General features: G+C 61.7%; 17 protein-coding genes. 5 read left to right on the forward strand and 12 right to left on the reverse strand.

Translation table 11 applies throughout. The annotated features are described in order from the left end of the window. Positions 1-82: 82 nt before the first annotated feature. From purL to purC, 7 genes are all read right to left on the reverse strand, one after another. Positions 83-2290 carry a phosphoribosylformylglycinamidine synthase subunit PurL gene (gene purL, locus M0654_RS13890; RefSeq protein ID WP_248683649.1) on the reverse strand — a complete coding sequence of 736 codons (2208 nt, stop codon included), beginning with the start codon at positions 2288-2290 and terminating at the stop codon, positions 83-85. A 163-nt stretch (positions 2291-2453) separates the two neighbouring features. After that, positions 2454-3008, reverse strand: a complete 555-nt coding sequence (locus M0654_RS13895) for an acyloxyacyl hydrolase (RefSeq protein ID WP_248683650.1) — start codon at positions 3006-3008, stop codon at positions 2454-2456. 201 nt (positions 3009-3209) lie between these two features. Further along, positions 3210-3605: a hypothetical protein gene (locus M0654_RS13900; protein ID WP_248683651.1), complete on the reverse strand. Its 396-nt coding sequence runs from the start codon at positions 3603-3605 to the stop codon at positions 3210-3212. 59 nt (positions 3606-3664) lie between these two features. Beyond that, complete coding sequence (gene purQ / locus M0654_RS13905; RefSeq protein WP_248683652.1) at positions 3665-4345, reverse strand: phosphoribosylformylglycinamidine synthase subunit PurQ; 681 nt, start codon at positions 4343-4345, stop codon at positions 3665-3667. Continuing rightward, entirely contained in the window at positions 4342-4509 is a 168-nt protein-coding gene (locus M0654_RS13910) for a hypothetical protein (RefSeq protein WP_248683653.1), read from the reverse strand. Before M0654_RS13910 ends, purQ begins: the two co-directional genes overlap by 4 nt. Positions 4510-4526: 17 nt before the next feature. Continuing rightward, positions 4527-4769: a phosphoribosylformylglycinamidine synthase subunit PurS gene (gene purS / locus M0654_RS13915; RefSeq protein WP_118849666.1), complete on the reverse strand. Its 243-nt coding sequence runs from the start codon at positions 4767-4769 to the stop codon at positions 4527-4529. Between the two features lie 15 nt (positions 4770-4784). Then, positions 4785-5549 carry a phosphoribosylaminoimidazolesuccinocarboxamide synthase gene (purC, locus tag M0654_RS13920; RefSeq protein ID WP_118849667.1) on the reverse strand — a complete coding sequence of 255 codons (765 nt, stop codon included), beginning with the start codon at positions 5547-5549 and terminating at the stop codon, positions 4785-4787. Positions 5550-5817: 268 nt separating this feature from the next. On the opposite strand from purC, the gene M0654_RS13925 reads away from it, so the two are divergent. Next, positions 5818-6132, forward strand: coding sequence for a DUF1476 domain-containing protein (locus tag M0654_RS13925; RefSeq protein ID WP_248683654.1), 315 nt, complete (start codon positions 5818-5820; stop codon positions 6130-6132). Positions 6133-6187: 55 nt separating this feature from the next. On the opposite strand, the gene M0654_RS13930 is transcribed toward M0654_RS13925, so the two are convergent. The 5 genes from M0654_RS13930 to M0654_RS13950 form a co-directional block, all read right to left on the reverse strand. Beyond that, positions 6188-6742: an RBBP9/YdeN family alpha/beta hydrolase gene (locus tag M0654_RS13930; RefSeq protein ID WP_248683655.1), complete on the reverse strand. Its 555-nt coding sequence runs from the start codon at positions 6740-6742 to the stop codon at positions 6188-6190. A gap of 31 nt (positions 6743-6773) precedes the next feature. Further along, positions 6774-8081 carry an adenylosuccinate lyase gene (gene purB / locus M0654_RS13935; protein ID WP_118849670.1) on the reverse strand — a complete coding sequence of 436 codons (1308 nt, stop codon included), beginning with the start codon at positions 8079-8081 and terminating at the stop codon, positions 6774-6776. Between the two features lie 68 nt (positions 8082-8149). After that, positions 8150-8908: a DUF2259 domain-containing protein gene (locus M0654_RS13940; protein ID WP_248683656.1), complete on the reverse strand. Its 759-nt coding sequence runs from the start codon at positions 8906-8908 to the stop codon at positions 8150-8152. Then, the gene (gene rpe / locus M0654_RS13945) at positions 8905-9582 is read right to left on the reverse strand and encodes a ribulose-phosphate 3-epimerase (RefSeq protein WP_248683657.1); all 678 of its coding nucleotides are present in this window, start codon (positions 9580-9582) and stop codon (positions 8905-8907) included. Before rpe ends, M0654_RS13940 begins: the two co-directional genes overlap by 4 nt. Before the next feature lie 57 nt (positions 9583-9639). Next, complete coding sequence (locus M0654_RS13950; protein WP_248683658.1) at positions 9640-10707, reverse strand: ABC transporter substrate-binding protein; 1068 nt, start codon at positions 10705-10707, stop codon at positions 9640-9642. Between the two features lie 245 nt (positions 10708-10952). Here M0654_RS13950 and M0654_RS13955 point away from each other — a divergent pair, with 245 nt between their 5' ends. Genes M0654_RS13955 through M0654_RS13970 form a run of 4 tightly spaced genes read left to right on the forward strand, consistent with a single transcriptional unit; the run spans position 10953 to position 14171 of the window. Then, positions 10953-11879 (forward strand): AAA family ATPase, encoded by a 927-nt coding sequence (locus M0654_RS13955; RefSeq protein WP_248683659.1) that lies wholly within the window; start codon positions 10953-10955, stop codon positions 11877-11879. A 47-nt stretch (positions 11880-11926) separates the two neighbouring features. Further along, positions 11927-13153, forward strand: a complete 1227-nt coding sequence (locus M0654_RS13960; RefSeq protein WP_248683660.1) for a vWA domain-containing protein — start codon at positions 11927-11929, stop codon at positions 13151-13153. Next, positions 13150-13476, forward strand: a complete 327-nt coding sequence (locus tag M0654_RS13965; RefSeq protein ID WP_248683661.1) for an XdhC family protein — start codon at positions 13150-13152, stop codon at positions 13474-13476. Before M0654_RS13960 ends, M0654_RS13965 begins: the two co-directional genes overlap by 4 nt. After that, positions 13476-14171 (forward strand): XdhC family protein, encoded by a 696-nt coding sequence (locus tag M0654_RS13970; RefSeq protein WP_248683662.1) that lies wholly within the window; start codon positions 13476-13478, stop codon positions 14169-14171. The genes M0654_RS13965 and M0654_RS13970 overlap by 1 nt, the downstream gene beginning before the upstream one ends. Positions 14172-14173 lie beyond the last annotated feature (2 nt).

Genomic DNA, 14173 nt, shown 5'->3' on the forward strand with positions numbered 1-14173 from the left:
TGCCCGACTCTTGAACGACAGCTGCGATAGTAACTGGCCCGGCGAACGCTTCAACCGGGACAAGTTCTCGGCAGTGACCTGATCAGGCCATGAAGTTCGGGAACCAGCTCTCGTGTGCGATCATCAGGTCGGCCACGGATACCGATACGACGTCATCGATCTTCAGCGTATCGCCTCCGACCTTGCCGAGCTTGCGGAACGGCACGGCCGCACCTTCCGCTGTGGCCTGCACGAAGTTCGCAAGATCCGCCTTCACGGCCAGCACATAGCGGGCCTGGTCTTCTCCGAACAGAAGTGCGTGAAGCGGACCCTTCTGCTCAGATAGGCTGACCGTCATTCCCTTGCCCGAAGCCATTGCCATTTCGGCGAGCGCCAGCGCGAGGCCACCCGAGGAGATGTCGTGGCACGCCGTGACCTGACCCGCCTGGATCAGCGAACGCACGAAAGTGCCATGGCGGCGTTCGGCATCGAGATCGACCTCTGGCGGTGGGCCGTCGAGCGAGTCGAGGATGTCGCGAAGGTAGATCGAGGAGCCGAGATGGCTTCCGTCGACACCGATCATGATCAGCACGTCGCCCTCGTTGGCAGAGCCTACCTTCGCCATCTTCTGCCAGTCGGGCAGCAGGCCGACGCCGGCAATCGTCGGGGTGGGCAGGATCGCGACACCATTCGTCTCGTTGTAGAGCGACACGTTGCCGGAAACGATCGGGAAGCTGAGTGCTTCGCAAGCCTCGCCGATGCCCTTGATGGCGCCGACGAGTTGGCCCATGATTTCGGGCTTCTCAGGGTTGCCAAAGTTGAGGTTGTCGGTTGCGGCCAGCGGCTCCGCGCCAGTAGCGACAAGGTTGCGCCAGCATTCCGCCACGGCCTGCTTGCCGCCTTCATAAGGATCAGCCTCGACGTACCGCGGGGTGACATCCGAGGAGAAAGCCAGCGCCTTGCTGTGATGGTGTTCGATGCGCACGACGCCGGCATCGCCGCCCGGGCGCTGCAGAGAGTTGCCCTGGATGAGCGTGTCGTACTGCTCCCACACCCAACGGCGGCTGGACTGGTTGGGCGAACCGACGAGCTTCAGCAGCGTTTCGTTGTAGTCGGAAGGTGCGGGTACCTTCGACGCCGGAAGCGGCTCGCGCGGCGTGGAGGCAACCCACGGGCGGTCATATTCCGGTGCCTGATCGCCCAGTTCCTTGATCGGCAGGTTCGCGACTTCCTCGCCCTGGTGCAGGATGCGGAAGCGCAGATCGTCAGTCGTCTTTCCGACGATGGCAAAGTCGAGGCCCCACTTGACGAAGATCGCCTTGGCTTGCTCTTCCTTTTCCGGCTGGAGAACCATGAGCATGCGCTCCTGGCTTTCAGACAGCATCATCTCGTAGGCCGACATGCGCTCTTCGCGCACCGGGACCTTGTCGAGGTCCAGTTCGATGCCGAGGTCACCCTTGGCGCCCATTTCCACGGCAGAGCAGGTGAGGCCAGCCGCGCCCATATCCTGGATTGCGATCACGGCGCCCGTTGCCATCAGTTCGAGGCAGGCTTCAAGCAGGCACTTTTCGGTGAAGGGGTCGCCGACCTGGACGGTCGGACGCTTCTCTTCGATCGACTCGTCGAATTCGGCAGATGCCATGGTCGCGCCGCCAACACCATCACGTCCGGTCTTTGCGCCCAGATAAACGACGGGAAGGCCAACGCCCTTCGCTTCCGACAGGAAGATCGCGTCGGATTTTGCAAGGCCGGCTGCAAATGCATTAACGAGGATATTGCCGTTGTAGCGTGCATCGAACTCGACTTCGCCGCCGACAGTCGGCACGCCGAAGGAGTTTCCGTATCCGCCAACGCCGGCAACAACACCGGAGACGAGGTGCTTGGTCTTCGGGTGGTCAGGTGCACCGAAGCGCAGCGCGTTCATGGCAGCGATTGGCCGTGCGCCCATTGTGAAGACATCGCGCAGGATGCCGCCAACGCCCGTTGCCGCGCCCTGGTAGGGCTCGATGTAGGACGGATGGTTGTGGCTTTCCATCTTGAAGACGACGCAGTCGCCGTCATCGATGTCAACGACGCCGGCGTTTTCGCCAGGTCCCTGGATGACCCGCGGGCCCTTGGTCGGCAGCGTGCGAAGCCAGCGCTTGGAAGACTTGTAGGAGCAGTGCTCGTTCCACATGGCGGAGAAGATGCCAAGCTCGGTGAAGGTCGGCTCGCGTCCGATCAGGTCGAGGATCCGCTGGTATTCGTCCGGCTTCAACCCATGGGAAGCGACGAGTTCGGGCGTGATCGCGATGCTGTTCGGAATGGTCATGTTCTTCTCTGGATTGAAGGGGGCCAAGCTCTAAGCGGGGTCTTTAGCCTATGTCGCCGGATGGCGCGACAGGAAAATGCTGCTGTGCACCTTCGTCTTTAGGGCCGGAAACGAGAAGCGCCGGACTGAGCCGGCGCTTGAGTATGCGTAGGTGCTGCTGGCCTCAGAACTTGTAGCCGACAGCCAAGCCTGCATAGCTCAGGCCATCGTTCTCGTCGCAAAGATCTGCGTTGGACGAGTGTTCGATAGTCGCCATCACGCGCCAGTTCTGGTCGATGTTGTAGCCGAGAGCGGCTGCTTCATGGAACTGCAGGCGGCAGCCAACCACCGGACGCTTGTTCGGATCATCGAGGCTGGCGTCCGTCACTGAACCGCCGAAGCTCAGGTCGAGGAAGAACTTCTCGGTGAAGTTCGCGGTCCAGGTGAAGCCGGCAAAAGCCTGGTTTGCGCCGCCGGTCGTGGAGACGATCGCGCCGACATGGACGCGCGGCCGCAACACGTGGTCAAGAAAGGTGGTCGCACCGCGCTGGTCGAAGGGGTCGAAGAAGACGGTCGCAGACGGGAAGACGCCTGGTTCGAACGTTTCCTTCTCCTGAATGGAGGCCGAAAGTCCGAAGCGGACTTCGTCAAAAATCTGTTCCTGTGCCGATACCGGCGACGACAGCAGTGCGGCTGCAGCCACTGCTCCCGCGACCGATCCCCAAAGTGCCCTGCTCATTCCACTGCTCCCCTCGGCGCATGCGCTTGCCCGAACACCAAAACCGGCTCAGGTCACCTGAGTCGATTGGTACAATGGGACATGACAATCGTCCAGACACCGCCGATTCAACCGCTGGTCGGGTGTAAAAAAACGACAAAGATTCGGGAAGTAGGTGCAGAGCTGCAACAGCTACGGGAGGTTGAAGGGGCCGGGCGGCCCTCAGCAGGCGCTGTCGCCACCGGCCCAGCGCATGACGTCGCGCTTGATGCGTTCTCCATCCGGGCCGTTCATCAACGGTCCGAAAGCATCGAGACGCGCCGGAGTGCCTTCAGCCTGCACCACCAGCATCGGCCGTGATTCCGGGCTGTTGCGCGGCACTGCGAGGATGCGGGGGCGACCGGAGAAGGAGTTCAGTTCCGGTGCCAATCGGTAAGGCTTGAACGTCGCATCACCCGACTTGAACCAGCAGGCATTTGCCGCAAGGGCAACCCGCTCCATCGTCGGCAGGACTCCGCGGTTGGTAGCCACCGGGGCAGGGCGTTCCGGTTTGCATGCCGACAGGGCGAGCACGGCGGAACAGGCGAGCACGGAAACCGGGAGGCGATGGCGCAGCATTTTCTTGTCCTGGGCCTGAAGGCCGGGATGGAGGATGATGACGTAAGGCGAGGGCGGCGTTAAGCGGTTGCCGCCACCACATCGAGCGCGGAAGCAAAGATGCCGCGACCGTCGCTGCCGCCATGGGCAGATTCGATCAGGTTTTCCGGGTGAGGCATCATGCCGAGCACGTTGCCCTGGCGGTTCATGACACCGGCGATGTCGCTCAGGGAACCATTGGGATTGGTGCCTTCGGCATACCGGAACACGACTTCGCCGCGGTCTTCCATGCCGGCCAAGGTCTCCGGATCAACGAAGTAGTTGCCGTCGTGGTGGGCGACCGGGCAGCGGATGATCTGGCCCTTGGCATAAGCGCGGGTGAAGTCTGTATCAGCGTTTACCACCTCAAGCTTCACTTCCTTGCAGACGAACTTGAGCGAGGTGTTGCGCATCAGGGCACCGGGCAGCATGCCCGCTTCGACCAGGATCTGGAAGCCGTTGCAGACGCCGAGCACCTTCACGCCCTTGTCCGCCTTCTCCTTGATGGCCTGCATCACCGGCATGCGGGCGGCAATGGCGCCGCAGCGGAGGTAGTCACCGTAGGAAAAACCGCCGGGAATGACGATGAGATCGACGTTATCCGGGATCTCGGTTTCGGTCTGCCAGATGGTGATGGGGGCCTTGCCGGAGATCTTCGTCAACGCCGCGATCATGTCGCGGTCACGATTGAGGCCGGGGAGTTGGACGACAGCGGACTTCATGGGTGTGGTTCAAACCTTGGCTGTGCCTCGCCCAGCTCGCGCCGCTCAAGGCTATTGTCGATCAGGTCGAGCGCCTCGTGCCCGGCCTGCGTCATGTCGATCCTGTCGCTCCGCTCACGCATCGTGTCGCAGTTGAGGCAGGAGGCATCCGTGACATCGGCCACCGCTTGCGCGGCAAGCGTCAGTCGATCGCGATAGTGTAATTCTCGATAACCGTGTTTGCCAGAAGCTTCTCGCACATGGCTTTCAGGTCCGCCTCGGCCTTCGCCTTGTCGGTGCCGTCGAGTTCAAGATCGAAAACCTTGCCCTGACGAACCTGGCCGACGCCGGAAAAACCAAGGCTGCCGAGTGCGCCTTCGATGGCCTTGCCCTGCGGATCGAGAACGCCGTTCTTCAGCGTGACAGTCACGCGTGCCTTAATCACTGATCTACCCCCAGCTTACTTTACCAGAACCGGGCCGGTGCCACGGATTGGTTCGTTTTCATTGATGATGCCCAGACGGCGTGCGACCTCGGAATAGGCTTCCAAGAGGCCGCCCATGTCGCGACGGAAACGGTCCTTGTCCATCTTCTCCTGGGTCGTGATGTCCCACAGGCGGCAGCTATCCGGCGAGATCTCGTCAGCAAGGATGATTCGCATCATGTCGCCTTCAAAGAGGCGACCGCACTCGATCTTGAAGTCGATCAACTGGATGCCGACGCCGAGGAAAAGCCCGGACAGGAAGTCGTTGACGCGGATGGCAAGCGCCATGATGTCGTCTAGTTCGGCGGGGTTTGCCCAGCCGAAAGCCGTGATGTGCTCCTCGGAGACCATCGGGTCTGCGAGCTGGTCCGACTTGTAGTAGAATTCGATGATCGAGCGCGGAAGAACCGTGCCTTCCTCGATGCCGAGGCGGGTCGAGAGCGAACCCGCAGCGACGTTGCGCACAACGATCTCGAGCGGAATGATTTCCACTTCCTTGATCAGCTGCTCGCGCATGTTCAGTCGACGAATGAAGTGCGTCGGAATGCCGATCTTGTTGAGATGCGTGAAGAGGTATTCGCTGATGCGGTTGTTCAGCACGCCTTTTCCGTCGATGACGTCATGTTTCTTCTTGTTGAAGGCGGTCGCATCATCCTTGAAGAATTGTATCAGCGTCCCTGGCTCCGGTCCTTCATACAGGATCTTGGCCTTGCCCTCGTATATACGGCGGCGACGGTTCATATCAGCTTGTCTCATTGTTGGCGCCGTCAGAGGCGCAAGTGGTAGTTCTGCGGTCCCTTATCGGAAAAGAACGCGTTTCACAATGCGGCGTCCTGCGGCGGTTCCTTGAAACCGGCCGATCGGGACGTCGCTCCGGCAATTGCCCTGTGGGCAGCCATGCGCGGCGCTTTGCCTCGCCTCACCTCACTTAAATCCTCATCGGCGCTAATTGAACTTCCATTGTGTTTTGATTATGGGGTCGGGCAGCACCTACATTGGGAGACTTGGCATGACCGGTATCAGCGATCGCGAGAAAGCTTTCGAAAACAAGTTTGCACACGACCAGGAACTGAAGTTCAAGGCGCTCGCTCGACGCAACAAGCTGCTGGGCCACTGGGCTGCCGGCATCATGGGCAAGGCTGATGCCGAAGCTTATGCCAAGGAAGTCGTGGCCGCCGATTTCGAGGAAGCTGGCGACGAAGACGTCTTCCGCAAGATCCGCACCGATTTCGATGCTGCCGGCGTCGCGGTCTCCGACCAGGACATCCGCACGAAGATGGTCGAACTCCTGGGCGAAGCGGTAGCCCAGATCGAGAAGCAGTGAGTACGTTCCCGGCGCCGCCAGCAGATGCTCGCGGCGCTGGTTCAACACACGCCGGTCAAACTTTCAGGCGACTCAAGAACTGGGCGAACACCATCGTCCCTTCGGGCCAGGGTCCGTGACCGGATTCCGCATTGATGTGGCCCGATTCTCCGGCATCGATCAGCAGCGATCCCCAGGCAGCAGCAACATCATCCGCGTGTTCGTAGGAACCGAACGGATCATTGCGGCTGGCGATCGTCAGTGACGGAAACGGCAGCGGTTCGCGCGGGTAGGGGCCGAAGGTCATCAAATGCTTTGGCCGGATTTTCGGGTTCTCCACCTCAGGCGGCGCGACGAGGAACGCACCGGCCACCGGCTTGCGAAACTCCGGCACGGCGTGCATGACCGCAGCCACGCCCAGCGAATGCGCGACGAGAACCACCGGCTTCGTCGCGGCGTTGACCTCTTCGATTACCCTTGCGACCCAATCCTCACGGACCGGCTTCGACCATTCCGCCTGCTCCACCCGACGGGCAGTCGTGAGCTTCTGCTGCCAGCGGCTCTGCCAGTGGCCCGGCCCGGAATTGGTATAGCCGGGAACGATCAGTATTTCTGCTTCTGATGCTTTCATGCCGGCTATCTGGGTCCAATCGCGTGCGATATCAAGCTTCGCCGAAGACGCGGCGGAAGATCGTATCGACGTGCTTGGTGTGGTAGCCGAGATCGAATTTCTCGCGGATGACGTCTTCCGATAACGCTGCGCGCACTTCCTGGTCGGCCAGAAGCTCCTCCAGGAAGTCCTTGCCTTCTTCCCAGACCTTCATCGCGTTGCGCTGCACGAGGCGGTAGGCATCCTCACGCGACACACCGGCCTGGGTGAGGGCAAGAAGCACGCGCTGCGAGTGAACAAGGCCGCGGAACTTGTTCATGTTCTTCATCATGTTCTCGGGGTAGACGAGAAGCTTGTCGATGACGCCCGTCAGGCGCGCCAGCGCGAAGTCCAGCGTCACGGTGGCGTCAGGGCCGATCATGCGCTCGACGGACGAGTGGGAGATATCCCGCTCATGCCACAGCGCGACGTTCTCCATCGCCGGCATGGCGAAGGACCGAACCATGCGCGACAGACCGGTGAGGTTCTCGGTGAGGACCGGGTTGCGCTTGTGCGGCATGGCCGACGAGCCCTTCTGGCCCGGCGAGAAATACTCCTCGGCCTCCAGCACTTCCGTGCGCTGCAGGTGGCGGATTTCGGTCGCGAGCCGCTCGATGGACGAAGCGATGACGCCAAGCGTTGCGAAATACATGGCATGGCGATCGCGCGGGATAACCTGGGTGGAAACCGGCTCTGCCTTCAGTCCCATGGCGGCCGCGACATGTTCTTCGACGCGCGGGTCGATATTGGCGAAGGTACCGACAGCGCCGGAGATGGCGCATGTCGCGATCTCGTCGCGCGCAGCCAGCAGGCGCGTCTTGTTGCGATCGAATTCGGCATAGGCCTGCGCCAGCTTCACGCCGAATGTAGTCGGCTCTGCATGGATGCCGTGGCTGCGGCCGATGGTGACTGTGTTCTTGTGCTCGAAAGCACGACGCTTGAGCGCTTCCAGGAGCTTGTCCATGTCTGCCAGCAGAAGATCGGTCGCGCGAACAAGCTGCACGTTGAAGCAGGTATCGAGCACATCCGACGAGGTCATGCCCTGGTGGATGAAGCGGCTGTCCGGACCGACAAACTCGGCCAGGTGCGTCAGGAAGGCGATGACGTCATGTTTGGTAACGGCTTCGATCTCGTCGATGCGCGCGACGTTAAACTCGGCCTTGCCGCCCTTTTCCCAGATGGTCTCGGCCGCTGACTTGGGGATGACGCCGATGGCTGCGAGTGCATCGCAGGCATGTGCTTCAATTTCAAACCAGATGCGAAACTTGGTTTCCGGAGACCAGATGGCCACCATCTCGGGCCGCGAGTAACGGGGGATCATGAATTATCGTTCCTGTGGATTTCAGCGCCGCTGTAGCAAGAAGCGCCGGTAAGCTCAAGTTTTGAGAATCAACGTGTGGGTGGAGCAGCCGTCTTGATCGGCACCGCGATCCAGCGACCGTCAGGCCCTTCGAAGCCGGCGCTGAGCACCATCACGAGCGCCACCTCGACCGTGCCGCCACCAGTGGTTTGGCCAGCGACAATGCCAGCAAGCCGGTATCCGCTGACACAACCGCGGGAATTCGGGATGCGTTCGTCGTCGTACACGACATCGTTTGCGGCCTTGCCATCCCGCTCGGTGAACCGCAGGCGGAACGATACCTTCTGCTCGATGACGCCTTCGCAGGCCGGATCCGGCGGCTCGGGAATCTCTTCCAGCACAAGGGTGCTCGGCTCCTCGATCGGCGGCAGTGCCGAGACATGCCGGTAGCGGATCTTCAGCGCGTCAACATCCGACTCGGTGATCGGATTGAAGGCGAGAAATTCCGCCGGCTGATTGTCTATCTCATGGGCATCGAGCAGCGTTTCCGCGGCGCTCTGAACCTTCCATCGCGCCTGGGCAAGGCTTGCTCCGTCCTCCTCCAGCCGGGCGCGGAACGGCGTGCCGGGAAGGTAGGTGTCTTTATTGAGGTCAACCGTATAGATGCTGGCATAAGGAAAGCCGGAGCCATCCTGGATGCCGTATTCCTCGAAGGCGAAGACCGCGCCATCTGGCGAAAAACCGATCGGTCGGATGCTTGCGATATCGCCTGCCTGCGCGGGCGCGGCGGCGAGGGCTACGACTGCGCCGAGAACAGGCAGGCTAAGCAGGTGGCGCTGGCTTCTCATCCTCGACCATCCCCTGCAGCTTGCTTGAGGCGCGCGATATTTTCGCGATAGGCGGTGACGCCGTCACCCTTGTAGACCGCGGAGCCCGCCACAAAGACATTCGCGCCGGCAGCCGTGGCGGCCCCAATGGTATCCGCCGTGATCCCACCATCAACCTCCAGCTCGATCGTTCGCGCGCCGATCATCGCCTTGGCAGCACGAATCTTGTCGAACATCGCAGGGATGAATTTCTGGCCGCCGAATCCTGGATTGACGCTCATGATCAGGATGAGATCCACGTCGTCCAGCACGTTCTCGATGACCGAAAGCGGCGTTGCGGGGTTGAGCGTGACGCCAACCTTCTTGCCGAGGCCACGGATCGTCTGGAGCGAGCGGTGAAGATGCGCACCGGCTTCGGCATGCACCGTGATGCCATCGCAGCCGGCCTTGGCGAAGGCTTCAAGATACGGATCAGCCGGCGAAATCATCAGGTGGCAATCGAAGAAGGCGGAGGTGTACGGCCGCAGCGACTTGATGACGTCTGGCCCGAAGGAAATGTTGGGCACAAAATGCCCGTCCATCACGTCGAGATGCACCCAGTCGGCCCCGGCGTCGACCACATCCTTGACCTCTTGGCCAAGCCTGGAGAAGTCCGCGGCAAGAATGGACGGTGCGATGCGAATGGGCAGGGTCATCAACGTGTTCTCCGGTTGTTGGCGCCCTCTACCATCCAGATGCGAGAGGAACAACGGCTAGTCGGTTGCGGCTGGTGACAGCACGAAGCCCGAGCCGCGCCATTCAAGCAAACGGAACGGGTTGTCGGCAAGCTCGTGGTTCTCATCGAAGCGGATTGGTCCAATAGCGGTGCTGAAGCTCATGCCCGCGAAAGCCGCGACAGGCTCTTGTCCGGCTGTCACCGCCTGGTGAGCAAGTTCAACCGCTGCGTAAGCCGGCAGCATATAGCCTTCGACCTCAAGCCCTTTCGCGCGAAGTGCAGCGACGGCCGGTGCAGCAGAGGGAAGCGACGCGTAATCAGGAATGGCGATCGCCAAGACACCATCAGGTAGCGGAACGGGGCGGTTGGGGCCGCGCAACGTGTCACCGCCGAGCAGCGTCAGCGGCACGTTCTCGGCTGCTGCATCGCGCGCAATGATCGCGGCATCGTTCCGGTCCCCGCCGAACAAGGCATGGGTGATGCCCGCCTTGGCGAAACGGCGAACAAGCGCGATCTGCTGTTCCTGCCCAGGACGGAACGTGTCGGTGAAGGCCGGCGTCATGCCTTTGGGTTCGAGTTGCTGGCGGACCGCTCCCACAAGCTCGCGTCCATAGATCGTACCGTCTTCGATGAAGGCGACCGGCTCTGCTTTCCACAGGCGCAGGATCGTTTCGGCAAGCTGCTCTGCTTCCGCGCCTTCGGCTGGCGCCATCCGGAAGAAGGGCCAGTTGTTGCGCAAGGCATCTTCCATGAGGACTTTCGAGCGCACGGAGACCGTGATGGAGGGGATCTGCGCGGCCTTAAGGGCAGGAAGTGCCGTGGTCAGCGTCTCGACGCAGAGAAAGCCGACTGCAGCGGCAACCTTGGCGTCGGCAAGCGCCTTGGCAACCGACGCTCCATCTTTCTCTTCGCAGCTCTCTTCGACCTCGACCAGCGTATCACCAACGGCCTTGGCGGCAGCGCGTGCACCCTCGAAGATCTGCGTGCCCAGCAGTGCGTAAGGTCCGGAGCGAGGTGCAACAACGCCGATCACCGCCGCGGCTGCGGGCTGAGAAGAGCCGATCACGGCCAAAAGACCGGCGATGATGAGACGTCTGGCTGTCATGCATTCCCTGCCATTTCACCTGTCTCGACATTTACCCCTCTCGGCCCAGCCGTCAAAGAGATTCCTGTCGGTAGCGGATTTGCGAGCGGCTGCGTAGACTTCATGCCTCCGCCTCACCATATTGCCTGAACACGCCGAAGGTGATCTGTTTCGCTCGCTATCCCGTTCGCGGGAGATCAAGCTCCGCTCCGGCCAGGAGGAAACGCCGGCTGCGGATCAACAGGTTGCCGTTGAGGGAATATTTCATGCCAGACGACACCATGCGCGCTCTGCCTGCCTCGATCGATGAAACCATCGCCATGCTCGGCGCTGAGGATTATCTCGCCGGGCGGGCTCTCGGCACGGTGGTTTTTCTGGCGCTGAAGATGAAGCGGCCGCTGTTCCTGGAAGGCGAGGCGGGTGTCGGCAAGACGGAGATCGCCAAGAGCATCGCCAAGGCGCTGGACCGGCCGCTGATCCGCCTCCAATGCTACGAGGGGCTCGATTTGTCCTCTGCTGTTTACGAGTGGAATTACCCGGCGCAGATGCTGGACATCCGGCTTTCGGAGGCGGCTGGCGTCAAGGATCGCAACGCTATTGAGGCCAACCTGTTTTCGGAGCGCCACCTGATCCGTCGGCCGGTCCTGCACGCGCTCGGCGAACCAGGCGGGAAGCCGCCTGTCTTCCTGATCGATGAACTCGACCGCACCGACGAGGCATTCGAAGCCTTCCTCCTGGAAGTGCTCTCCGATTTCCAGGTGACGATCCCCGAGTTCGGCACAATCAAGGCCGACGAGCCGCCGATCGTCATCGTGACGACCAACCGCACCCGCGAAATCCACGATGCCCTGAAGCGGCGCTGTCTCTACCATTGGGTTGATTATCCCGATGCCGCGCAGGAGCTGGAGATCATCCGGCGCAAGGTGCCGAACTGTCCGGACATGTTGTCGCAGCAGATCGTGGCTTTCGTGCAGAAGCTCCGAACGCTGCAACTGTTCAAGAATCCCGGTGTGGCGGAGACCATCGACTGGGCGACGGCGCTGACCGAACTTGATCGGGTGGCTCTCGATCCGGAAACGATCGCCGATACGCTCGGGACGCTTCTTAAATATCAGGAAGACATCGGCCGTGTGCGCGGCGGCGAGGGCGAACGTGTGCTGGCCGAGGTCAAAACAGAACTGCAGGCGGGGTAGGCATGTCGGCGGGGTCGGACAAAGCAGCGGGAAACGGTAACGGCTTGATGGTCAGTGACCAAGCCGCGGGTTCTGGCCGCTTTGCCGACAACCTTGTCTATTTCTCCCGCGTCCTGCGCCGTGCAGGGCTGAAGACGGGACCGGCCGCTGCGGCTGACGCAATCGCCGCCGTGGATGCGATCGGGATCGGTTCACGCGAAGAGTTTCATGCCGCGCTATCGGCGGTGTTCGTCAAGCGGCACGAGGATCAACCGGTTTTCGACGAGGCGTTCGAGCTGTTCTGGAGGCCGAGAGATCTTGTCGGCAAGATGATCGCACTGATGTCTCCCAAGGCACCGGCTGGGCGCCAGAGGGAAAAGCAGAGGGCGGGATCGACCCGGGCCGGCGAGGCGTTGACCGCCGAGCAGCAGGGCAAGCCTCCGAAACAAGAACCGCAGGTCGAGGTCGATTCCCGCTTCACCGTGTCCGCCAACGAAGTCTTCAAGCACACGGATTTCGCGCAGATGACGGCCGCAGAACTCGCCCGGGCCCGGCAGGAACTGAAGAAGCTCGCCTTGCCGCTCGACAAGGTTGCGACGCGCAGGTTCAAGAGTTCACATCGGCCACCGATCATCGATCCGCGCGCGACGATGCGCCACGCCATGCGAAGTGGTGGCGATCTCATCCTGCCACGTTTTCGCCAGCGGAAGATGATGCCACCGCCTCTTGTCATCCTCGCCGACATTTCCGGCTCGATGAGCCAATACACGCGAATCTTCCTGCAGTTCGTGCATGCGCTGACAGAGAAGCGGACGCGAGTGCATACCTTCCTGTTCGGTACGCGGCTCACCAACGTGACGCGCGAGATGCGGCGGCGCGATCCCGACGAAGCAATCGCTCTTTGCAGCGATGCGGTACGCGACTGGTCCGGCGGAACCCGGATCGGCTCGACCTTGGCCGAGTTCAACCGCCTTTGGTCGCGACGCGTGCTGGGTCAGGGCGCCGTCGTGCTTCTGATCACCGACGGCCTGGAGCGGGAAGGCGTGGAAGAGCTTGAAACGGAAATGGACCGGCTGCACCGGTCGTGCCGTCGGCTCATCTGGCTGAATCCGTTGCTGCGTTTCGATGGTTTCGAAGCCAAGGCGCGAGGCGTGAAGGCGATGCTTCCGCATGTGGATGAGTTCCGTGCGGTGCACAATCTACAGTCTCTTGCTGACCTCGCGTCAGCCTTGTCGGCAAACATGACGAATGCCGCAGATCCGCGGCGTTATCTGGACATTAGGAGGGTCGCATGACCTCGACAGCAACTTTGGACCCACTCACCACTGCGCAAACCTGGAAGCAGGCGGGACGTGACGTCGCCATCGCAACCGTGGTTGAAACCTGGGGCTCGGCGCCGCGGCCGGCCGGCAGCCATCTGGTGATTGACAGTGACGGCAACTTTGAAGGCTCCGTTTCGGGCGGCTGCGTCGAAGGCGCCGTCATCACCGAAGCGCTGGACGTGATCGGCAGTGGCGCGCCGAGGATGCTGGAATTCGGCGTGGCGGACGAGACCGCGTGGCAGGTGGGGCTCTCCTGCGGCGGGCGGATCAAGGTTTATGTGGAAAGGCTCGGCTGATGCAGCTTGACCTGCTGAAACGGCTGAACGCTGCCCGGAAATCACGCCAGGCGGCGGTGGTGGTGAGCGATCTCGCAAGCGACGAGGTGCGGCTGATCCTCGAAGGAGAGCCGGTCGCCGGTCCTCTCGGCGACGAAGTGGGCAAGGCTTTCCGCAGCGGCAAGGCGGGAACGGTCGAGGTTGAAGGAAAGAACCTGTTCCTGAACGTCCATCTTCCGCCGCCGCGCATCGTCGTTATAGGCGCGGTGCATATTAGCCAGGCTCTGGCGCGCATGGCGCCCGTTGCGGGATACGACCTGACGATCATTGACCCGCGGACTGCCTTTGCAACGGAGGAACGCTTCGAAGGCGTCGAACTCATCGCTGACTGGCCGGAGGATGTGCTGAAGGACCGCCCGCTGGACGCCTATACGGCGCTTGCCGCAGTCACCCACGATCCGAAGATCGATGACTTTCCGCTTTCGGAGGCGCTGCGGTCGGGTTGTTTCTACGTTGGAGCACTCGGCAGCCGAAAAACGCATGCCAAGCGCGTCGAGCGACTGAAGGCCTTGGGACGATCGGAGGCGGAGATTGCCCGCATTTCTGCACCGATCGGCTTGGATATCGGCGCCGCAAGCCCGGCCGAAATCGCGCTCGCGACGCTGGCGCAGATCGTGCAGGCCTTCCGCCGCCGCGAATTTGTCACTGCTGGGTGACC

This window comes from Neorhizobium turbinariae, assembly GCF_023223505.1.
Lineage (GTDB): Bacteria > Pseudomonadota > Alphaproteobacteria > Rhizobiales > Rhizobiaceae > Neorhizobium > Neorhizobium turbinariae.